Annotated in this window: 22 protein-coding genes and 1 tRNA gene; 10 read left to right on the forward strand and 13 right to left on the reverse strand. The window is 66.0% G+C overall.

What is annotated here, in order from left to right; genetic code table 11:
• Positions 1–48: 48 nt before the first annotated feature.
• Both secB and EN857_RS29640 read right to left on the reverse strand, forming a co-directional pair.
• On the reverse strand, positions 49–546 hold the full coding sequence (gene secB, locus EN857_RS29635; protein WP_126057318.1) for a protein-export chaperone SecB: 498 nt from the start codon (positions 544–546) through the stop codon (positions 49–51).
• Positions 547–720: 174 nt separating this feature from the next.
• Positions 721–1,218, reverse strand: coding sequence for an FxsA family protein (locus EN857_RS29640; protein ID WP_135859553.1), 498 nt, complete (start codon positions 1,216–1,218; stop codon positions 721–723).
• A 199-nt stretch (positions 1,219–1,417) separates the two neighbouring features.
• On the opposite strand from EN857_RS29640, the gene EN857_RS29645 reads away from it, so the two are divergent.
• From EN857_RS29645 to EN857_RS29660, 4 genes are read left to right on the forward strand one after another with little or no spacing between them, the layout of a single operon-like run.
• Positions 1,418–2,125 carry a Tim44/TimA family putative adaptor protein gene (locus tag EN857_RS29645; RefSeq protein ID WP_135859492.1) on the forward strand — a complete coding sequence of 236 codons (708 nt, stop codon included), beginning with the start codon at positions 1,418–1,420 and terminating at the stop codon, positions 2,123–2,125.
• 15 nt (positions 2,126–2,140) lie between these two features.
• Positions 2,141–3,244 (forward strand): murein transglycosylase A, encoded by a 1,104-nt coding sequence (locus EN857_RS29650; RefSeq protein ID WP_135859493.1) that lies wholly within the window; start codon positions 2,141–2,143, stop codon positions 3,242–3,244.
• Complete coding sequence (locus EN857_RS29655) at positions 3,244–3,771, forward strand: Smr/MutS family protein (RefSeq protein WP_135859494.1); 528 nt, start codon at positions 3,244–3,246, stop codon at positions 3,769–3,771. Before EN857_RS29650 ends, EN857_RS29655 begins: the two co-directional genes overlap by 1 nt.
• Before the next feature lie 24 nt (positions 3,772–3,795).
• On the forward strand, positions 3,796–4,164 hold the full coding sequence (locus EN857_RS29660) for a helix-turn-helix transcriptional regulator (protein WP_126057313.1): 369 nt from the start codon (positions 3,796–3,798) through the stop codon (positions 4,162–4,164).
• A gap of 85 nt (positions 4,165–4,249) precedes the next feature.
• Here the strand turns inward: EN857_RS29660 and EN857_RS29665 are convergent, their stop codons facing one another.
• The 4 genes from EN857_RS29665 to EN857_RS29685 form a co-directional block, all read right to left on the reverse strand.
• Positions 4,250–4,474 carry a hypothetical protein gene (locus tag EN857_RS29665; RefSeq protein ID WP_135859495.1) on the reverse strand — a complete coding sequence of 75 codons (225 nt, stop codon included), beginning with the start codon at positions 4,472–4,474 and terminating at the stop codon, positions 4,250–4,252.
• Between the two features lie 367 nt (positions 4,475–4,841).
• The gene (locus EN857_RS29675; protein WP_127284872.1) at positions 4,842–5,459 is read right to left on the reverse strand and encodes a transglutaminase-like cysteine peptidase; all 618 of its coding nucleotides are present in this window, start codon (positions 5,457–5,459) and stop codon (positions 4,842–4,844) included.
• Between the two features lie 182 nt (positions 5,460–5,641).
• Entirely contained in the window at positions 5,642–6,919 is a 1,278-nt protein-coding gene (locus tag EN857_RS29680) for a polyhydroxyalkanoate depolymerase (RefSeq protein WP_127391007.1), read from the reverse strand.
• 235 nt (positions 6,920–7,154) lie between these two features.
• Complete coding sequence (locus EN857_RS29685) at positions 7,155–7,514, reverse strand: septal ring lytic transglycosylase RlpA family protein (protein ID WP_127284871.1); 360 nt, start codon at positions 7,512–7,514, stop codon at positions 7,155–7,157.
• Positions 7,515–7,823: 309 nt separating this feature from the next.
• Between EN857_RS29685 and EN857_RS29690 the strand changes: the two genes are divergently transcribed.
• The 6 genes from EN857_RS29690 (at position 7,824) to EN857_RS29720 (ending at position 13,441) form a co-directional block, all read left to right on the forward strand.
• Positions 7,824–8,009 (forward strand): hypothetical protein, encoded by a 186-nt coding sequence (locus EN857_RS29690; RefSeq protein ID WP_127284870.1) that lies wholly within the window; start codon positions 7,824–7,826, stop codon positions 8,007–8,009.
• A 156-nt stretch (positions 8,010–8,165) separates the two neighbouring features.
• Entirely contained in the window at positions 8,166–9,587 is a 1,422-nt protein-coding gene (locus EN857_RS29695) for a pyridoxal-phosphate dependent enzyme (protein ID WP_135859497.1), read from the forward strand.
• Positions 9,584–10,759 (forward strand): cystathionine gamma-synthase, encoded by a 1,176-nt coding sequence (locus EN857_RS29700; RefSeq protein ID WP_135859498.1) that lies wholly within the window; start codon positions 9,584–9,586, stop codon positions 10,757–10,759. Before EN857_RS29695 ends, EN857_RS29700 begins: the two co-directional genes overlap by 4 nt.
• Before the next feature lie 270 nt (positions 10,760–11,029).
• Positions 11,030–12,271 carry a D-amino acid dehydrogenase gene (locus EN857_RS29710; protein ID WP_135859500.1) on the forward strand — a complete coding sequence of 414 codons (1,242 nt, stop codon included), beginning with the start codon at positions 11,030–11,032 and terminating at the stop codon, positions 12,269–12,271.
• Positions 12,272–12,310: 39 nt separating this feature from the next.
• Complete coding sequence (locus tag EN857_RS29715; protein WP_135859501.1) at positions 12,311–13,117, forward strand: aspartate/glutamate racemase family protein; 807 nt, start codon at positions 12,311–12,313, stop codon at positions 13,115–13,117.
• A 144-nt stretch (positions 13,118–13,261) separates the two neighbouring features.
• Entirely contained in the window at positions 13,262–13,441 is a 180-nt protein-coding gene (locus tag EN857_RS29720; protein WP_127391006.1) for a hypothetical protein, read from the forward strand.
• 34 nt (positions 13,442–13,475) lie between these two features.
• Here EN857_RS29720 and EN857_RS29725 read toward each other — a convergent pair whose 3' ends face one another.
• The 7 genes from EN857_RS29725 to EN857_RS29760 all read right to left on the reverse strand — a co-directional run bounded on the left by EN857_RS29725 (position 13,476) and on the right by EN857_RS29760 (position 20,606).
• Positions 13,476–13,769, reverse strand: coding sequence for a UBP-type zinc finger domain-containing protein (locus EN857_RS29725; RefSeq protein WP_135859502.1), 294 nt, complete (start codon positions 13,767–13,769; stop codon positions 13,476–13,478).
• Positions 13,769–15,457, reverse strand: coding sequence for an FAD-dependent oxidoreductase (locus EN857_RS29730; protein WP_135859503.1), 1,689 nt, complete (start codon positions 15,455–15,457; stop codon positions 13,769–13,771). The genes EN857_RS29725 and EN857_RS29730 overlap by 1 nt, the downstream gene beginning before the upstream one ends.
• Positions 15,458–15,655: 198 nt before the next feature.
• Positions 15,656–15,740, reverse strand: a tRNA-Leu gene (locus EN857_RS29735).
• Positions 15,741–16,072: 332 nt separating this feature from the next.
• Complete coding sequence (locus EN857_RS29745; RefSeq protein WP_127286529.1) at positions 16,073–16,693, reverse strand: 2,3-bisphosphoglycerate-dependent phosphoglycerate mutase; 621 nt, start codon at positions 16,691–16,693, stop codon at positions 16,073–16,075.
• A gap of 93 nt (positions 16,694–16,786) precedes the next feature.
• The gene (dapB, locus tag EN857_RS29750; RefSeq protein WP_135859504.1) at positions 16,787–17,608 is read right to left on the reverse strand and encodes a 4-hydroxy-tetrahydrodipicolinate reductase; all 822 of its coding nucleotides are present in this window, start codon (positions 17,606–17,608) and stop codon (positions 16,787–16,789) included.
• Positions 17,605–19,461, reverse strand: coding sequence for an ABC transporter ATP-binding protein (locus EN857_RS29755; protein WP_187331475.1), 1,857 nt, complete (start codon positions 19,459–19,461; stop codon positions 17,605–17,607). Before EN857_RS29755 ends, dapB begins: the two co-directional genes overlap by 4 nt.
• A 125-nt stretch (positions 19,462–19,586) precedes the next feature.
• Positions 19,587–20,606, reverse strand: coding sequence for a glucokinase (locus EN857_RS29760; protein ID WP_127286527.1), 1,020 nt, complete (start codon positions 20,604–20,606; stop codon positions 19,587–19,589).
• Positions 20,607–20,894 lie beyond the last annotated feature (288 nt).

The raw sequence follows: 20,894 nt of genomic DNA on the forward strand, positions 1-20,894 counted from the left end.
AAAAGCCCGGCGCGAGGCCGGGCTTTTCGATACCAAATAAAGAGCGGATCAGCTCACCTGGACCTTGGCCGCCGCCTGGTCCTCGGCCAGCTTCTGCTGGAACATCTGCGCGAAGTCGATCGGGTCGAGCATCAGCGGCGGGAAGCCGCCATTGCGGGTGGCTTCGGCGATGATCTGGCGGGCGAACGGGAACAGCAGCCGCGGGCATTCGATGAACAGGATCGGCAGCATGTGTTCCTGCGGGAAGCCGCTGATAGCGAAGACACCGCCATAGACCAGCTCGACGTTGAACAGCACTTCCTGGTCGAAGGAGGCCTTGGCGTTCAGCGTCAGGTTGACGTCGAACTGCTTGTCCGAGAGCGGATTGGCGTTGACGTTGACATTGATGGCGATGCCGGGAGCCTTGTCGCGGCCGCGCAGCGAATTCGGCGCGCCGGGGCTCTCGAAGGACAGGTCCTTCACATATTGGGCGAGTACGTTGAGTGTCGGCTGCGCGTTGCCGTTGCCGTTGGCGGCGCCGGTCGGCGCGTCGTCTTTGCTGGCCATGAGCCTTTGTCCTTTTGCCTGGGCAGCCTTGCTGACCGGATTGAAACCGGGGGTTCGCTACCATGGTCGGCATGACAAGACAAGGTTTGCCGCCTCCGCGCGGGATCACAGTTGCGACCGATCTCCGCCGCAGATTCCTGACGGCCAACCTTGAGACACTTGACCGGAAATTGCCTAGTCGTCCTTGAGGCGGCGCCAGGGCGAATTGTGGTCGGGGCCGCGCGTGTAATCGTCGCCGCGCGTATAGTCGCTGTCGTCGAGATCGATCGTCTTGCCGCGCGGCCGCGCCTGGAAGCCGGCGCTGAAGCTGGTCGCCAGCACGATGCGGCTTTTCAGCATCCGCCAGGCGAGGTCCCGCACCGGCGGCAACAGCAGCAGGATGGCGAGGATGTCGGTGATGAAGCCGGGGATGATCAAGAGGATCGCCGCCAGCACGATCATCGCGCCATGCGCGAGCTGGCTGCTCGGATCGCGCCCGGCATCCATTTCCGCCCGCACCCGCGCCATCACGCCGAAACCCTGGTGTCGCAGCAACAGGCTGCCGGCAATCGAGGAGGCCAGCACCAGGCCGACTGTCGCCAGCGCGCCGACCTGGCGGCCGACGACGACGAAGCCGGCGATTTCCAGAAGCGGCAGCGCCAGGACGAACAAGGGGAGCAGTGAAATACGCAATTCTTGGCCGATCGTTTCCATGTTTTCCCGGCCAGCGTGCAATCGCCGCTGGCACCGGACCCGTTAGATAGGTATGCCTGCCTTTGATTTGAATGATTGCGCCTAGCGTTCTATATGCTTTGAGTGTTGAACGCTATGCGACCGCGGCCCGATGCTGGCCGGCGGTCCGGCCAGGACAGGGATCGAATTGGCGGAAGATATGGGATTCTTCGACTTCGGCACGATTTTCTTTCTGATTGCGGCGGTTGTGATCTTTTTCCAGCTGCGCAACGTGCTGGGCCGTCGCACGGGCAGCGAGCGCCCGCCCTTCGACCCCTATTCGGCAAGCCGCACCCGCGAGCAGGATGCCGGCCAGAAGGCCGAGAATGTCGTGTCGCTGCCGCGCAAGCGGGCGCCTGGGGAGCCGGCCGTCGACGCCTATGCCGAGATCGACGCCTTCGCCAAGCCCGACACCGATCTCAACAAGGGTCTGAGGACGATCAAGGACAACGATCCGTCCTTCGACCCCAAGGGCTTCGTCGATGGCGCCAAGATGGCTTACGAGATGATCGTCATGGCCTACGCCGATGGCGACCGCAAGACGCTCAAGAACCTTCTCTCGCGCGAGGTCTTTGACGGCTTCGTCGCCGCGATCGGCGAGCGCGAGGCGAAGGCGGAGAAGATCCAGTCCTCCTTCGTCGGCATCGACAAGGCCGATATCGTCGCCGCCGAGATGAAGGGCGGCGAGGCGCACATCACGCTGCGCATCGTCAGCGAACTGATTTCGGCGACCCGCGACAAGGCCGGCGCCGTCATCGACGGTGACCCCGAAACCGTCGCCGAGGTCAAGGATGTCTGGACCTTCGCCCGCGACACGCGCTCGCGCGATCCGAACTGGAAGCTCGTCGCCACCGAAGAAGAAGATTGAGCCCGGGCGGCGGCGGTGTCGCTCTCTTCCCTTTTCAGCGAAAAATCCTTTGGCGCACTGCCCGGCTGGGGTGAGGACGATCACCGCGCCGCCTTTGCCGCCTTTCGCCGCTCGGCCTTCCATGTCCTGACTAAGCCCTACCGCAGCGGCTCGCTGGGCGTCGGCTTCGAGGCCTTTGCCGGGGCTTATCAGGAGGCGCGGGCTGTTTCGCTGCCGAATCGAGCGGAAGCCCGGGCCTTCTTCGAACGCCATTTCGTTCCCGCCCATGTCGCCGCCGAACACGGCGGCGCCGGCCTCGTCACCGGCTTCTACGAGCCGGAGGTCGAGGCCTCGCCGGTGCGGACGGCCGGCTTCACGGTGCCGCTGCTGTCACGCCCGGCCGATCTGATCGACGTCCAGGACGCCAACCGGCCGGATGGCATGGATCCCTATCTCGCCTTCGCCCGCGAGACAGGGGATGGGCTGGCCGAATATTTCGACCGCGGCGCCATCGAGCGCGGCGCGCTTGCCGGTAAGGGGCTGGAGATTGCCTGGCTCGCCGACAAGGTCGACGCATTCTTCATCCATGTGCAGGGCGCTGCGCGGCTGAAGATGACCGACGGTCGGCTCTGCCGCGTCACCTACGCCGCCAAGTCCGGCCAGCGTTTCACCGGGCCTGGCAAGATCCTGAGCGATCTCGGCGAAATCCCGCTGGCCAAGGTGACGATGCAGTCGATCCGCGCCTGGTTCAGGGCGCACCCGGATCGCGTCGACGAGATCCTCTGGCAGAACCGCTCCTATATCTTCTTCCGCGAGGCGGCGGTCGACGATGCGGCGCTCGGTCCGATCGCCGCCGCCAAGGTGCCGCTGACGCCGGGCCGTTCCGTCGCCGTCGACCGGCTGCTGCACACATTCGGCACGCCCTTCTACATCGACGCGCCGACGCTCGCCGCTTTCGACGACGGGCCGTTCCGGCGGCTCATGATCGCGCAGGACACTGGCTCGGCCATCACCGGCCCGGCGCGCGGCGACCTCTTCGCCGGCTCGGGCGACGCCGCCGGCGAGATCGCCGGCGTCGTCCGCAACGCCGCCGATTTTTATGCGCTGATCCCGCGCCAGCTCGTTTCGGGGGTGGCGTGATGACCCGCCGTATCGACAGGCTGAGCGAAGACGACCGCGTCCTGTGGAACCTGGTGGCGCGCACGGCCAAGCCGCTCAAGGGCAAGGCCGCCGTCGACGTCGCCGATTTCAGCGTCGAGCCGAAACCGGCGCCGGCGCCTGCTCCCGTCAACGGCGCTCCACCCGTCGCGGCAAAGCCCAGGACCCAGCATGTCTCGCATGCGCTGGACGACCAGACCCTGAACAAGCTGTCGAAGGGCCGCTTGCCGATCGAAGGCCGCGTCGACCTGCACGGCATGACCCAGGACGAGGCCTATGCGCTGCTGTTTTCATTCCTGCACCGCGCCCATGCCGGCGGCATCCGCTATGTGCTGGTCATCACCGGCAAGGGTTCCTCGTCCGGCGGCGACGGCGTGCTGCGGCGTTCGGTTCCGGCCTGGCTGTCGACGCCCGCCTTCCGGCCGCTGGTCTCCAGCCACGACCATGCCGCGCGCAACCATGGCGGCTCCGGCGCGCTCTATGTCCGCTTGCGCCGGACCCGCACATGAAGACCCGCACATGAGAGCGCTGGCATGACCCCGTTCGGCGAGAAGCTGCGCGCGCTGCGCGCCGAGCGCGGCCTCAGCCAGAAGGCGATGGCCGAGGCGATCGGCGTCAGCGCCGCCTACCTGTCGGCGCTTGAACATGGCCGCCGCGGCGCGCCGACCTGGACGCTGATCCAGAAGATCATCGGCTATTTCAACGTCATCTGGGACGATGCCGAGGAACTCGCCCGCCTCGCCGAGGCTTCGCATCCGCGGGTGCGGATCGACACGTCGGGCCTGACGCCCGCCGCCACCGAGCTTGCCAATCTCCTGGCTGAAAACATCGAGAAGCTGGACGAGGCCGAGCTTCGCCGGATCACGGCGTCGGTCCGCGCGGCCCTTGGACGGCGGACGTGATGCGCGGCGCGAATTGCTCCGGCGCCGGCATTCGCCTCACTGAAACGATGCCCGCTGGCCGGTAGCCAGCGGGCATGTTGCGAGATCACTTCGCGCCGGTCTGGCCGCCGCGACCGCCATGGTTGCCATGGTCGCCATGCTCGTGTCCTCCGCCCAGGCAGCTCGAGTCGCTGGTGCCGCAACAACGGCCGCTCCACAGGGCGTTGGTCTTGGTCTCGGCGCAGCTGACGGTCTGGTCCGCCAGCGCGGATCCGGCCATCGACGATGCCGCAACAGCGGCGAGAAGGGCATTCCGCAGAAAAGCAGTCATTTGAAATCTCCAGGGTTGGTTTCTGTACGCGGCCGTGTGTCGCCGGCAGAGACCGTCTGGTTCACGGATGACTGTGAAAAATTCTGGGAGGGTGGCGCGGGACGCGGCCAGCAAGTCTCATTTGACGTTGGCGCCGCCCCTCATCCGCCTGCCGGCACCTTCTCCCCGTATAGTGACGGGGAGAAGGGAGGGAGCTGGCCGCTACGTTGGGGCAATTTTGCAATGCGGTGCGCGCAGCGTCTTTCTCCCGTCACTATACGGGGAGAAATGCCCGGCAGGGCATGAGGGCGGCGCCAACCTATGATGTAAAAGCAGCCAAGGGCGGTACCAGCCGCCTCAAGGCTTGGAATGCAGACTCGATCGTCGGTTACTGCACCGCGCCGACCAGCACCTGCTGGCCGCCGCGGATCGACACCCAGCGTCCGGTGTTGTCGATCGCCTGCCGCTTGAGGAAGCGGTAGCCGGTCTCGTCCCAGGCCTTGACCTTGTCGTTCAGGTTATCGAGGACGTAGTCGCCCTCGTCGGTGCGCACCGTCAGCACCGCATGGCCTTCGCCATCAGGCTTGCGCACGACGGTGATCAGCAGGTCCGCCAGCGACACGCCCATGCGGTAGAGCTGGCGGCGCTTTTCGAGCACATAGTCCTCGCAGTCGCCGACGCCCTTGTCGGGATAGGCCCAGACCTCGTCCTTGCCGTAGATGTCGTAGTCGCTCATCGGCTTGACGGCGGCGTTGACCTTGGCGGTGATGCTGACGAGCTTGCGCAGGAACGCATCGGTCATCTTGGCCGGCGCCAGATTGCTCGGGCGGATCGAGCATTCGCCCGGATTGGCCTTGCAGAAATCGTAATGTCCGATCGGCTGCGACGTCAGCCCTCCGGTCATCATCGCTCCCGCCGCGAATGCGGGCGCCGCCCACAATCCCGAAATCGCCAGCCCTGCGACCGCACACAAGCGCAGCGTCCGTGCCATCGGTGAGGAAATCATAGTCCCCGTTCGCCCTTGTTGTTAACGAAACGTTAAGGGCGATTTACAGTCCGTGTCAATTACGAGTCTGGCCTGATTGGCGGCATGGTTACTTCCGCGATCCTGACAGCGGCACTTGTGCAACAGCACGATCCGGATATGCCGAAAGCCGCCGTCGCGGCGGCCCGGCCTTGCGGTCTTCTTCAGCCCTTGGCCGAGCGCACCAGCTTCGGCTTTGCCGCGACGCGGGTCTGGCGGCCGTAGCTGGTGATGAAGTCGACGATGCGCGGCACGATTTCGGAGCGGAAGCGCGAGCCGTTGAAAACACCGTAATGGCCGACCGCCGGCTGCATGTAGTGGGCCTGCCGGTCGGCCGGGATGTTGACGCACAGATCGTGCGCGGCCTGGGTCTGGCCGAGGCCGGAAATGTCGTCGTTCTCGCCCTCGACCGTGAACAGCGCGACGTTGCGGATCGCCGAGGTGTCGACGGCCTCGCCGCGATGCATCATCTCCCCCTTGGGCAGGGCATGGCGCACGAACACGGTGTCGACCGTCTGCAGGTAGAATTCCGCCGTCAGGTCCATCACCGCCAGATATTCGTCGTAGAAATCGCGGTGCTTCTCGGCATTGTCGCCGTCATGCTTCACCAGGTGCATGAAGAAGTCCTTGTGGGCGATGATGTGGCGGTCGAGGTTCATGCTCATGAAGCCCGACAGCTGCAGGAAGCCGGGATAGACCTCGCGGCCGAAGCCGGGCACCGGCCACGGCGCCTGCATGATGACGTTGTCGCGGAACCAGCCGCTGCCCTTTTCCTCGGCCAGCAAATTGACCGCCGTCGGATTGCGGCGGGTGTCGATCGGCCCGCCCATCAGCGTCATCGTCGAGGGCACGAACGGGTCGCCGCGCTTTTCCATCAGCGCAACCGCAGCCAGCACCGGCACCGAGGGCTGGCACACCGCCATCACATGGGTGTCGGGACCGAGCGCATGGAACATCTCGATGATGTAGTCGATATAGTCGTCGAGATCGAAGCGGCCGTCGGCCAGCGGCACCATGCGGGCATCGACCCAGTCGGTGATGTGCACGTCGGCATAGGGCAGCATCGCCTCCACCGTGCCGCGCAGCAGCGTCGCGTAGTGTCCCGACATCGGCGCCACGATCAAAAGCTTCGGATCGGGCTTGCGGCCGGCGGGAACGGCCCGCTCGAAACGGATCAGGTTGCAGAAAGGCTTCGACCACACGGTCTTTTCGCTGACGTCGACGCTCTTCCAGTCGACGACAGTCTTGTCGAGGCCGAATTGCGGCTTGCCGTAGCGGCGCGTGGTGCGCTCGAACAGTTCGGCGGTTGCCGCCACCGAGCGGCCCCAGGGCGTGTGCGCGATCGGATTGAGCGGGTTGGTGTAGAACATCTTCACCGCGTCGGCATAGACGCGGGCCGGCTGCAGCGCGGCGTGGTTCAATTCGTAGAGCTGGTAGTACATCGAGAAGACCCCGCTGCTGCTGCGACCCAAGGACGACGTGCAGCGCCGAGCCTCAAATGTCTCGCGGCGAGGTTAACAAGATATTGTTGCGATGCAATACGTCATGTCGAGTGATCAATGGTTCTTTCGGCCAAAGCGTTGAGAATCCGCCTTGGCGGGCGGCAGCCGGCTCACTGTGCGCTGCGGAAGTGTGTAGGAAATACGTCCGGCCCTCTGGCCGGACATGTCAGACATATCACACGCGCGCCATGCACACGGCGGTGTGGCCCGAACCGATGAAGCCGAGCTGGCTGGCTGCGCCCTTCGAGAGGTCGAGCACGCGCCCCTTGATGAACGGGCCGCGGTCGTTGATGCGCACCACGACGCTGCGGCCGTTGTTCTTGTTGGTCACCTTGAGCTTGGTGCCGAAGGGCAAGGTGCGGTGCGCGGCGGTCAGCGCCGACGGGTTCATGCGTTCGCCGGAAGCGGTGCGCGAGTGCAGCGCGTACCAGGAGGCGCGGCCGCATTGCGCGGCGGCGGAGGAGGCGGAGGCGCCGACCATCAGGCCAGCCGCTACCGTTACCGCGACAAGCGCGGTTTGCTTTGTCTTCATCATCTTTGGGGAATGGCTCCGTTTGGACAGACCCCAGCCGTTAGGAAGCAATTAAGGCAGGAAATGCGGCCGCCATCTGGCGGTTCCATGGCAACGGCACACGTTTGGAGTCGCCGGGAAACAGTTTGTCATGAGTCTTCCCGGCTTGCGCGGCGTATTCTCGATGATCATTCGCACCGGTTTTCTGGTTGTGTCTGGCTGGATCGGGCATCAATACGCAAGTACAGACGGGCGCGATTGGATCGCTTCCTTCCGCTCTTTCATTGCCGCCGTGACTGAGTCGACGATCGACTTGCGAAGGGAATCCCACCGATGCGATTGATGCGGTTTGTGCTGGCGCTGATCGTGCTCGCGATCGGCCTGCTCTGGTCCCTTCAGGGCCTCGGTCTTGTCCGCGGCAGCTTCATGACCGGCCAGACGCATTGGCTCTATATCGGAATACTGACGATGCTGGTGGGATTGCTCGGGCTCGGCTGGGCCAGCCGCTCGCGCATCTGAGGCGCTTCCCGCGGGGTGCCATCTGCCCTCTCCCGGTTCGGCGGCCGCATCATGGAATTTCATTCCTCCACTCGCCCTGCGATTGGGACGATCTATCTTCTTTCCGGCAGCGATCGGCTGGAAAAGACGCTAGGTCGTCACCATGGAGCTTTTTGCATGAGCGAGCCCGGAAAAGCCGACAGTGCCGTTTCCCGCCTGCGTCCGCCCTATGCGTCGGTGCTCGACCTGATCGGCCAGACCCCCATCGTCGAGCTGACCAAGTTCGACACCGGCAAGTGCCGCCTGTTCATCAAGCTCGAAAGCCAGAATCCCGGCGGCTCGATCAAGGACCGCATCGCGCTGTCGATGATCGCCGCCGCCGAGCGGCAGGGCAAGCTCAGGCCCGGCGGCACCATCGTCGAGGCGACCGCCGGCAATACCGGCCTCGGCCTTGCCCAGGTCGGTATCCCCAAGGGCTACCGCATCATCCTCGTCGTCCCCGACAAGATGTCGCGCGAGAAGATCCAGCATCTGCGCGCGCTCGGCGCCGAGGTGCGCATGACGCGCTCCGACGTCGGCAAGGGCCATCCCGAATATTACCAGGACATGGCCGAGAAGATCGCCGCCGAAACGCCCGGCGCCTTTTATGCTAACCAGTTCGCCAACCCGGCCAACCCGCTGGCGCACGAGACCACCACCGGCCCGGAAATCCTCGCCCAGCTCGACGGCGATGTCGACGCGGCGGTGGTCGGCGTCGGCTCCGGCGGCACGCTGACCGGGCTCGGCCGCTATTTCGCGAAACATTCGCCGAAGACAGAGATGGTGCTGGCCGACCCGGTCGGCTCGGTGCTGGCGCCGCTGATCAAGACCGGCAAGATGGAAGAGGCCGGCAGCTGGACCGTCGAAGGCATCGGCGAGGATTTCGTGCCGCCCAATGCCGACCTGTCGCTGGTCAAGAAGGCCTATTCCATCCCCGACAAGCAGAGCATGCTGGCGGTGCGCGATCTGCTCTCCCGCGAAGGCATTTTGGCCGGCTCCTCTTCCGGCACGCTGTTGTCGGCCGCGCTCCGCTATTGCCGCGAGCAGACGGTGCCGAAGCGCGTCGTCACCTTCGTCTGCGACAGCGGCAACAAGTATCTGTCGAAGGTCTTCGACGATTTCTGGCTGGCCGAGCAGGGCCTGGCCGAGCAGGAGCAGCATGGCGATTTGCGCGACCTCGTCATGCGCTCGCACCGCACCGGCGACACGGTTTGGGTCGGGCCGGAGGAAAGCCTGCTCAACGCCTATGGCCGCATGCGCCGCTCCGATGTCTCGCAACTGCCGGTGCTCGACGACGGCAAGCTGGTCGGCATCGTCGACGAAGGCGACATACTCGCCAAGGTCGACGGCCCCTATGACGGCCGCTGGGACCGCTTCAACGGCCCGGTGCGCACGGCCATGACCTCCAATCTGCACACGCTGCAGGCCAGCCAGACGCTCGATGCGCTGTTGCCTGTCTTCGACCGTAACGAGGTCGCCATCGTCTTCGATGGCGAGGAATTCATCGGCCTGATAACCCGTATCGACCTGATCAACCATCTGAGGCGTCGCGCAAGATGACGAGCAATGCAACGGGCAAGAACCGCCTGGCCTTTTCGACCCGCACCATCCATGGCGGCCAGAGCCACGACCCGACGACCGGCGCGGTGATGGTGCCGATCTACGCCACCTCCACCTACGGCCAGCAGTCGCCCGGCGTGCACAAGGGTTTCGAATACGCCCGCAGCCAGAACCCGACCCGCTTCGCCTTCGAGCGCGCCGTGGCCGATCTCGAAAGCGGCACGCGAGCCTTCGCCTTCGCCTCCGGCCTGGCTTCGATCTCGACCGTGCTGGAACTGCTCGATGCCGGCGCCCATATCGTCGCCACCGACGACATCTATGGCGGCACGTTTCGCTTGCTGGAACGGGTGCGCAAGCGCTCGGCCGGCCTGCAGGTCAGCTTCGCCGACTTCACCGACCTCGCCGCCGTCGAAGCCGCGATCCGCCCGGAAACAAAACTGCTCTGGGTCGAGACGCCGACCAACCCGCTGCTGCGCATCGTCGATCTCGAGGCGGTCGCCGCTTTGGCCAAGCGCAAGGGCCTGCTCACCGTCGCCGACAACACTTTTTGCAGCCCCTATATCCAGCGCCCGCTGGAGCTCGGCATCGACATCGTCGTCCATTCGACGACGAAGTACTTGAACGGCCATTCCGACATGGTCGGCGGCGTCGCGGTGGTCGGCGACGACCAGGATCTGGCCGACCGGCTGAAATTCCTGCAGAACGCCATCGGCGCCATCTCCGGCCCGTTCGACTCCTTTCTGGCCCTGCGCGGCATCAAGACCCTGGCGCTGCGGATGGAGCGCCATTCGGCCAACGGCCTGAAGATCGCGCAATGGCTGGAAGCGCGAAGCGACGTGCGCCGCGTCATCTATCCCGGCCTCGCCAGCCACCCGCAATACGAGATCGCCAGGCGCCAGATGCACGCCTTCGGCGGCATGATCTCGGTCGAGCTCGACCGCGATCTGGCGGGCACAAAACGCTTCCTCGAACGCACGCAGCTGTTCACCCTGGCCGAAAGCCTCGGCGGCGTCGAGAGCCTGATCGAGCATCCCGCGCTGATGACGCACGGCTCGATCCCGGCGGAGAAGCGCGGCGCGATCGGGATATCGGATTCGCTGGTCAGGCTCTCGGCCGGCATCGAGGATGGGGATGATCTGATCGCGGATCTGGAGCAGGCGTTGAGGGGCTGACATAGTCATCGCGGTGATCCTTCGCCCCCCTCTCTGTCCTGCCGGACATCTCCCCTACGAGGGGGGAGATTGGCAGCTTCGGCGTTTCGCTCGTCCTACGGCGGAGGCGATTGGCGAAAGGCGGCGCGCCGTCTGATCTCCCCCCAAGTGGGGAGATGGCCGGCAGGCCAGAGGGGGGGCGCTGTCCCGCCGACATCTCGGTATGTGTGCCATTGCAGGCCGCGATCCACGCTCTAAACTGCCTCCCGCTTTGCGATCTCCGGAGGCGTCATGCGCGTGATCGTGCTGGGTGGCGGCGTGGTTGGCGTCACCACCGCCTACCAGCTTCAGAAGGACGGCCATGAGGTGGCGCTCGTCGAGCGCCAGCCTCAGGTCGCCGCCGAGACGAGCTGGGGTAATGCCGGCATGATCGCGCCCGGCCATTCGTTCGTCTGGTCGTCGCCGAAAGCGCCGATGATCCTTTTGAAATCGCTGGTGCTGAAGGACCAGGCGCTGCGCTTCAGGATGTCGGCCGATCCCAGGCTCTACAGCTGGTCGTGGCTCTTCCTGATGGAATGCACGGCGGAAAAGGCCAGGCGCAACACACTGCTCAAGCATCGCCTTGCCGCCTATTCGCAGAGCGTGCTGCGCGAGGTGATTGCCGACGAGGCGATCGACTACGACCGCAACGACCGCGGCATCCTGTATTTCCATCGCAGCCAGCAGGCGCTGGACAAGGGCGTCGAGCACATGAAGCTGCTGGAGGCCGACGGGCAGGAGATCAGGCTGCTGGATCGCGAGGGCGTCGTGGCACTCGATCCGTCGCTGGCCTCGGCGCGGGAAAAGATCGCCGGCGGCATCTATTGCCCGACCGATGAGACCGGCGACCCGGCGAAGTTCACCCGGGCACTGGCGGCGAAGATCGCCGGGCGCGGCGGCGAGATCCGCACCGGCACCACCATCACCGGCATCGAGACCTCGGGCGACGGCGTCGCGCAGGTGATGACCGACAAGGGCGCGTTCAAGGGCGATGCCTATGTGCTGGCGCTCGGCTCCTACAGCCCGCTGCTGGCCAAAACCATCGGCATCAGCCTGCCGATCTACCCGATCAAGGGCTATTCCCTGACCATCCCGGTCGGCAACCGCCCGGCGCCGCCGAGCATCGCTTCAGTCGACGAGCACAATCTGGTCGCCATCTCGCGCTTCGGCGACCGCCTGCGCGTTACCGCAACGGCCGAGTTCGCCGGCTACGACACCAGCCACAGACCGGCCGACTTCGCCTTCATGAAGGGCGTGACCGAGGAGCTCTACCCGGAAGGCGCCGATTTCGACCGCGCAGAGATGTGGGCGGGCTTGCGGCCGATGACGCCGAACAACCTGCCGCAGTTCGGACAGCGGCGTCTGCGCAACCTCTACCTCAACACCGGCCACGGTCATATCGGCTGGACCATGTCGCACGGCTCGGCCCGCATCACCGCCGACCTGATCGGTGGGCGCCGGCCGGCGATTTCGATGGATGGACTTTTGAACTGAGAGCAGGATCGATCCCGCTCTGACAAGAAAGGAAACGCCATGTCCGCCAACCCAGCCGCCGCGCCCCTCGCCGCTTCGGGACCTGTCGATCTCGGCGTCCTGCCCTCGGAGATCGACGGCGGCCTCGCCTCGCGCGCCGCGATCGGGCTGGCGATCCTCGCCACCGACCAGACGCTGGAGCATGAGTTCCGCGCGCTGGTGCGCATTCCCGGTGTCGCCTTCTACGAGGCACGTCTCTTCAACGACAACGACATCACGCCCGAAACGCTGCGCGCCATCGGCCCGCGCATCGCGCCGACCGTCGACCTGATCCTGCCCAGCATCCCGCTCGACGTCGTCGGCTTCGGCTGCACCTCGGCGACGATGACGCTCGGCGAGGAAGCCGTGTTCGCCGAGATCCGCAAGGCGAGGCCGGGAGTGGCCTGCACCACGCCAGTCACCGGCGCGCTCGCCGCCTTCAAGGCGCTCGGCGCCAGGGGCATCGGCCTGCTGACGCCTTACGCGCCCGAGATCAACCGCGGCCTCGTCGCCTATTTCAGCGGGCGCGGCCTGGACATCGCGGCCGTCGCCACCTTCGACCGGCGCGACGACCGCGAGGCCGCCCGCATCTCGCTGGCCTCGATCGAGGCGGCGGCCGAGCGCATGGCCGCCGTGCCCGGCGTCGACGCCATCTTCATCTCCTGCACCAGCCTGCGCGTCGCCGAGGCGGTGGCGGCGCTGGAACAGCGCATCGGCATCCCCGTCACCTCCTCCAACCACGCCATGGCCTGGCACTGCCTGCGGCTCGCAGGCATCGATGACATCGTGCCGGCCGGCGGCCGGCTGTTTGCCTTGCCGATCGGCTGATCCGGTTGCGTGCAGCGGTCTTGTCGACACGAACTTTCGCGCCACGGCAGACCGTTCGAAATTCGCGAGTTAACGGATTCGGAAGGGGTTGTTTAACGCTTCGCTACTATCTCCCGCCTCGGGAGGCAGGACAGAGTGAGCGCGATGAACGACGACCCCGAAAAACGCAGCGAATGGCGCGCCATTTTTTACGTGCAGGCGCGCGTCGCCTTGCTGTTCGTTCCGGTCGTCGCCAGCCTGCTGATCATCGCGGCCCTTGCCGGCAACGAACGCAAATCCGTTCCCGACGCCATTGACCGGACCGTCACGAGCTCGGTGAAATAGCGCAGCCGTCCTAGATGCGTGGCCTCGCGCCGCCTCAAACAAACTTCGGGATCGGCCCGTTCTGCGGCGTCGTGCGGTCGCCGAGGTCGTCGACATAGCACCATGCCCAGCCTTCCGGCGGGTCGTAGCCCTCGATGACCGGATGGCTGGTCGCGTGAAAATGCTTGGTGGCGTGGCGGTTGGGCGAGTCGTCGCAGCAGCCGACATGGCCGCAGGTGCGGCAGAGCCTGAGATGCACCCACCATGATCCGCTCTTCAGGTATTCCTCGCAGCCGAGCGCGCTCGGCGTGACTTGCCTGATGTCGCTCGTGTGCCGGCACTCGTCCATTACGATCTCCTCGCCTGTTCGGATTGAGCGCCGCCGCCGTTCTGAGCAAGATAGGCATGCAGCGCCGCCACCACCTGGGCGCCTTCGCCGACGGCGGCGGCGACGCGCTTGATCGAGCCGCAGCGAACATCGCCGATGGCAAACACGCCGCTGCGGCTCGTCTCCATCAGGCCATGTCCCTGCGCCACCTCTGGTCCGGTGCGGACAAAACCCTTGGCGTCGAGCGCCACGTTGCATTTCGCCAGCCAGTCCGTGTTGGGGTCGGCGCCGATGAACAGGAAGAGATGGCGGATTGTTCGCGTCGTCTCGGTGCCGGTCGCGCGGTTGCGCCATCGCACCCGCTCGAGGTTGCTCTCGCGGCCGTCCAGCGCAACGATCTCGGTCTCGGCCAGCACCTCGATGTTCGGCTGCGCCTCGATGCGCTCGACCAGATAGCGCGACATGGTTTCGTGGAGACTGCCGCGGCGCGCCAGCAGCGTCACCTTGCCCACCTGGCTGGCCAGGAAGACCGCCGCCTGGCCGGCCGAATTGCCGGCGCCGACCAGCGCCACCTCCTGATCCCGGCAAAGCCGCGCCTCGATCGGCGACGCCCAATAGTGCACCGACGTGCCCTCGAACTGCGCCAGATTGGCCAGATCGAGGCGGCGGTAGCGCGCCCCGCTGGCAATCACCACCGTGCGCGTGTGCACCGTCTCGCCATCGCCGACATCGAGCCTGTAGCCGGACAGGTCGCCTCCACCGCTGAGCAGCTTCGCCTCGTCGGGGATTACCATTTCGACGCCGAACTTCTGCGCCTGGTTGTAGGCGCGCGCCATCAGCGCCATGCCGGTGATGCCGGTCGGGAAGCCGAGATAGTTCTCGATGCGCGCCGACGCCCCCGCCTGCCCGCCGAAGGCGCGGCAGTCGAGCACGATCGTCGACAGCCCTTCGGAGGCCGCATAGACCGCCGCGGCCAGCCCGGCGGGTCCGGCGCCGACGATCGCCACGTCGTAGACCTTGCTGGCATCGACGGGCCGCAGCAGGCCGACGCAGCGCGCGAGTTCGTGATCGCCCGGATTGTGCAGCAGCTTGCCGTTCGGACACAGCACGATCGGCAGATGATGCGGATCGACATGGAAACGCTCGGTCAGCGTCCTGGCGCAGGGGTCGGTCTCGGAGTCGAGCGCGCGATGCGGCAGGCCGCTGCGGGTGAGAAAGCCCTGCAGCCTCAGCACGTCGCCATTGTCGGGAGGGCCGATGATGATCGGTCCGCTGATGCCGCTCTCCAGGAGCCCGACGCGGCGCAGGATCAGCGCCCGCATGATCCGCTCGCCGAGATTCGCCTCCTGCACCATCAGATCGCGCAGCCGCTGCGAGGGGATGACGAAGGCCTCGACCGGCTCGCTCGCCTCGGCATTGACCAGCGACGGCCGGCTCGAAAGCTGCGCCAGTTCGCCGATGAAGTTGCCGGCGCCGTAGGAGATGATCGCCTCGCGCGGCCCGAGCCCGCCGGCCTGGCTGATCTCGACCTTGCCGGACAGGATGACGATCAGGCCGGGCGACACCTCGCCGGCCGTAACGATCTGCTCGCCGGCAGCATAAGAGCTCGCCGTACCGAAGCGGCGCATGCGTTCGATGTCCGCTTCCGCCAGGACAGGGAACATCTGGTCACGGCGGGCGGCGATGGTCGGGCTGACGGAGGGGGCCATGGGGCGGACCGTAGCGCCGGGGCCGATGAGTTTGAAGCGGTTTGTTGGGACACTGCCCTCGCCTCTTCGTCACGAAGGTCAGAGGCCAGCGCCTAATCTCGAACGTCGCAATTCGCGCTCAAGTGGCATCCGTTGCGAAGCCGGCGAAAAACGACAACACTGCGGAAGGCGCTAATCCCGTTGGTAGTCGGGAAAAGATGGTGCCCAGAAGAGGACTCGAACCTCCACTCCTTGCGGAACACGGACCTGAACCGTGCGCGTCTACCAATTCCGCCATCTGGGCTGGTGCGGGCTCATGTAAGCGGGCAAGCGGTGTGTGTCAACGCGCTTTTTTGCCGATGTCGGCACTGCCCCTCATCGCCCTGCCGGGCACTTCTCCCCGTATAGTGACGGGGAGAAGGGGCGGCCGCATCGTCGGCGCCCTGTTTGCAACCCTGGTCATTGGCGAAATCGGCGACGACAGCGCCCCTCTCCCCGTCACTATACGGGGAGAGGATGCCGGCAGGCAGGTGAGGGGCAGCACAAGCGCCGGATGGCTAGGCGCGGAAAGGAAGCAGATCTCTGGTGATATCCGGAGGCCGCTGACCGCTCCGACAGCAGCCAGAATGCAAACCCTCAGCCTTCCAGCACTTCCTTCGACGCCACGGTCGAATCGGCGTTGAGCGTGTAGATCACCGGCACGCCGGTGCCGAGCTCGAGCTTGACGATCTCCTCGCCGCTCTTGCCGTCCAGCGCCATGATCAGCGCGCGCAGCGAATTGCCGTGGGCGGCCACCAGCACGGTTTCGCCACGCAGCACATGCGGCTGCAGGTCGTGCAAATAATAGGGCCAGACGCGCGCGCCGGTGTCCTTCAGGCTTTCGCCGCCGGGCGGCGAGACGTCGTAGGAGCGGCGCCAGATATGCACCTGCTCCTCGCCCCACTTCTTGCGCGCGTCGTCCTTGTTGAGGCCGGAGAGGTCGCCATAGTCGCGCTCGTTCAGCGCCTGGTCGCGGATGGTCTTGAGATCGCTCTGGCCGACCGCGTCGAGGATGTGCTGGCAGGTCTTCTGCGCCCGGATCAGCGCCGAGGTGAAGGCGATGTCGAACTTCAGCCCGCGCGCCTTCAGCTTCTGGCCGGCGGCCTTGGCCTCGGCATGGCCCTGCTCGGTCAGGTCGACGTCGCGCCAGCCGGTGAACAGGTTCTTCAGGTTCCAGTCGCTCTGGCCGTGGCGCACGAGCACGAGGGTTCTCGACATGTTTGCTCCTTCGAGTTTGAGCAATTCCAGGAAAAGTGTGTCGCGGTTTTCCGTCCGGAATTGCGTAAGAACAAAATACTGGAAGAGGCCGCCTCAGCTCAGGCCGAGCACGTCCCGCATCGAATAAAGTCCGGGCTTCTTCGCGCGGGCCCAAAGCGCGGCTTTTACGGCTCCGCGCGCGAAGATCGCCCGGTCCTCGGCATGGTGGGACAGCGTGATGCGCTCGCCGGTGCCGGCCAGCACCACCGAGTGGTCGCCGACCACCGAGCCGCCGCGCAGCGTGGCGAAGCCGATCGTGCCCGGCTTGCGCACGCCGGTATGGCCGTCGCGCACGCGCACGTCGTTGCCGGCAAGCGGGATCTCGCGCCCGGCCGCCGCTGCTTCGCCGAGCAGAAGCGCCGTTCCCGAAGGCGCGTCGACCTTGTGGCGGTGGTGCATTTCCAGGATCTCGATGTCGAAATCGTCGCCGTCGAGCGCGCCCGCGGCCTGCTCCACCAGCACCGCCAGCAGGTTGACGCCGAGGCTCATATTGCCTGATTTGACGATCGTCGCGTGCCGCGCCGCGGCCGCGATTTTCGCATTGTCGTCCGCCGAGCAGCCGGTGGTGCCGATGACATGGACGATGCGCGCCTGCGCCGCGTAGCCGGCGAATTCGACGGTCGCCGCCGGCGCGGTGAAATCGAGCACGCCGTCGGCCTCGGCGAAAGCCGGCAGCGGATCGTCCGATATCGGCACGTTGATGATGCCGATGCCGGCAAGCTCGCCGGCATCCTTGCCGAGATAGGGCGATCCCGGCCGCTCGACGGCGCCGGCGACGCGCGCGCCCGGCATCGTATGGATGGCGCGGATCAGCGTCTGGCCCATGCGGCCGGCCGCGCCCACCACCACCAGGCCCATATCGCCCGTTTCGCTCATGCCTCTCTCCCGACCGCCCTCTTCGCGCGGCTGCGCGGCGGCGGAGTTTGGATGGGCTTGGCGTCGTCGACAAGCCCCAGACCCTTCTTGCCCTGCACCCGATGGAAACGGGCGTAGACGCTGTGCGGATCGGCCATCAGCAAGGCATGGGTGCCTTCCTCGACCAGCCGGCCCTCTTCCAGCACGATGATGTGGTCGGCATTCACCACGGTCGACAGCCGGTGCGCGATGACGATGGTCGTGCGCCCTTCCATGACATGGGTCAGCGCTTCCTGGACACGCGCCTCAGCCTCGTTGTCGAGCGCCGAGGTCGCCTCGTCGAGCAAAAGGATCGGCGCCTGGCGCACGATCGCGCGGGCGATCGAGACGCGCTGGCGCTGTCCGCCGGACAGCGTCACGCCGTTCTCGCCGACCGGCGTGTCGTAGCCTTGCGGCTGCTGGCGGATGAACTCGTCCGCCGCCGCCTGCTTTGCCGCCCATTCGATCTCCGCATCCGTGGCCGAAAGCCGGCCATAGCGGATGTTGTCGCGGATCGTGCCCTCGAACAAATAGGGCCCCTGCGAGACATAGGCGATCGAGCTGCGAAGCGAATGCTTCGTCAGCCTGGAAATGTCCTGGCCGTCAACCTCGATGCTGCCGGCCTCGACATCGTAGAAGCGCTGCAGCAGCGCCACCAGCGTCGACTTGCCGGCGCCGGATGCGCCGACGATCGCCGTCACCTTGCCGGCGGCGGCGGTAAAGCTCAATTCCTTGAGCACCGGCGCGTCGGCGGCATAGCGGAACGAGACATTGTTGAAACGCACCTCGCCGGTGGTGATCCTCGCCTCGACCGCGCTTGGCACATCGCCCTGCTGCGGCTGCTGGTCGAGAAGCTCGTAGATCATGCGCGCATTGACCAGCGACCGCTCCATGCCGACCTGCATGCGCGCCAGGCGCCGCGCCGGATCATAGGCCAGGATCAGCGCCGTGATGAAGGAGAACACCGCGCCCGGCGGCTGGCCGAGGACCAGCGCCCGATAGCCGGAATAGGCAATGACGCCGGTGACGGCGAGGCCGGCCAGCATGTCGGAAATCGGCGTCAGCCGCTCCGAGACGCGGGCGATCTTGTTGCCCCGCTGCTCGGCGCTTTCGGCCAGCTGGCCGATGCGGCGCGCCAGTTCGCCCTCCATGGTGAACGCCTTGACGATGGCGATGCCTTGCGTCGCCTCCTGCATGGCGCCGATCAGCCGCGAGTTGATCTGCACGGATTCGCGCGCGATGCGGCGTACGCGGCGCATCAGATAGACGACGGTGTAGATCAGCGGCGGTCCGATCAGCAGCGACGACAGCGACAGCAGCGGATCCTGGTAGATCATGACGCAGATGAGGCCGAGCAGCGTCACGCCGTCGCGCGCGATCGAGGTCAGCGTCATCGACAACAGGTCGCGGATGCCGTTGATGTTCTCGTTGACCTGCGCGGCGAGCTGGCCCGAACGGGTGTCGTTGAAGAAGCCGACGCCGAGCTTCATCAGGTGGTCGAAGATGCGGCGCTGATAGCGCGCCACCAGATTGTTGCCGATCCGCGCCAGCGTCACCGCCTGGCCATAGGTGGCCAGCCCGCGCAGCGTGAAGGAGCCCATGATCCCGGCGCAGATCAGCACGATCAGATCGCCGCGTCGCTCATAGAAGATCTGGTTGACGACCGGGCTCATCACCCAGGCGGTGAAGGCCGTCGTTGCGGACACGGTCAGCAGGCACAGGGTGGCGAAGATGTAGGCTGAGCGGTATTCGCGGCCGTTTTCGGCGATGATGCGGCGCAGCACCGCCCAGGTCTCGCCGGGCCGGGCTATCGCTTGGTGTTGAAGCTGGTTCAAATCGAGGGTCGTTCCGTGGTTCCGTCTGGAAATTCGGCACCCCTCTTAGCGTTCCCGTCGCGGCTTGCCTATGGCGAAACTTCGTCGCGGCGCGATTCGCGATCCGACAACCAGGGCGCGAAGCGCTACACCCGCCAGTGCCGCCCCGCCGTCTGCACGCCGAACAGAGAGGGGTTCCTGGCATAGGCGGCGAGGCCGAGAAGCGCCGCCAGCGGATGCGTGATGACATAGACCGGCATCGCGCGCAGCAAGGCGCTGTGCGGCGCCTTGTCCTCGAAAGCGGCGCGGAAATTGCCCGCTTTCAGCGCCGGCACGATCTTCTGCGCGATGCCGCCGGTGAGAAAGACGCCGCCCCGGCTCATGAACACCAGCGCCAGGTCGCCGGCGGTGCGGCCGAGGCAGGTGACGAACAGCGACAGCGCTTCCTCCGCCACCGGGTCGGACTTCGCCAGCGCCGCGCCGGTGATCTCGGCCGGCGCGCTGAAGGGCGCCGGCTTGCCGTCGGCCTTGGCCACCGCGCGGTAGACATTGACCAGGCCGCGCCCGCACAGGATCTGCTCGCCGGAAACGCGGCCTTCGAGCCGCTCTATATGCGGGAAAACCTGGAAATCGCGCGGCGAGCGCGGGCCGATATCCATGTGTCCGCCTTCGCCGGGCACCGGTATCCAGTGGTTGAGCGCATGGATCAGCCCGGCAACGCCGAGCCCGGTGCCGGGGCCGAGCACGACGCGGCTGGCGTTCGGCTCCGGCGTGCCGCCGCCGATCTTCTCCATATGCTCCTCGCCGAGCGCGACGACGGCCAGCGCCTGCGCCTCGAAGTCGTTGAGCACGACGACCTCGCTCAGGCCCAGATTGGCGAACATCTGCCTCGGCTTGACCACCCAGGGGCAATTGGTGAGCGGGATCTCGTCGCCGTCGACCGGCCCGGCGATCGCCAGCACGGCCGAATTCGGCCGCACCGAGGAACGGTCGAGCACCGCCGCCTGGATCGCCTCGTCGATGGTGTTGAAATTGGCGGTCTGGACGATCTGCGGCTCGGTCGGCTCCGAATTGGCGTCGAGCACGATCGAGAAGCGCGCATTGGTGCCGCCGATGTCGCCGATCAGGACCGGAAACCGCAGCGTTGTCTCGTCTTCACCTGCCATACTCTTCTTTCGTTCTGTTCCGGCCATCTGCCGCTGTCATTCGTTGACTATCGCATGGACTTGTAAAGGGAAAGCGGCTTCGGCGTCAGGCTTGAATTCCGTACCTTTTCAACGTCTGCGCCGCCCCTCACCTGCCTGCCGGCACCCTCTCCCCGTATGGTGACGGGGAGAGGGACGCTGTCATCGCCGATTTCGCCAATCATCAGCGTTGCGGAAAGGGCGCCGGCGCTGCGGCCTGCCCCCTTCTCCCCGTCACTATACGGGGAGAAGTGCCCGGCAGGGCGATGA

The sequence above is a fragment of the Mesorhizobium sp. M4B.F.Ca.ET.214.01.1.1 genome, from assembly GCF_004791545.1.
GTDB lineage: Bacteria > Pseudomonadota > Alphaproteobacteria > Rhizobiales > Rhizobiaceae > Mesorhizobium > Mesorhizobium abyssinicae.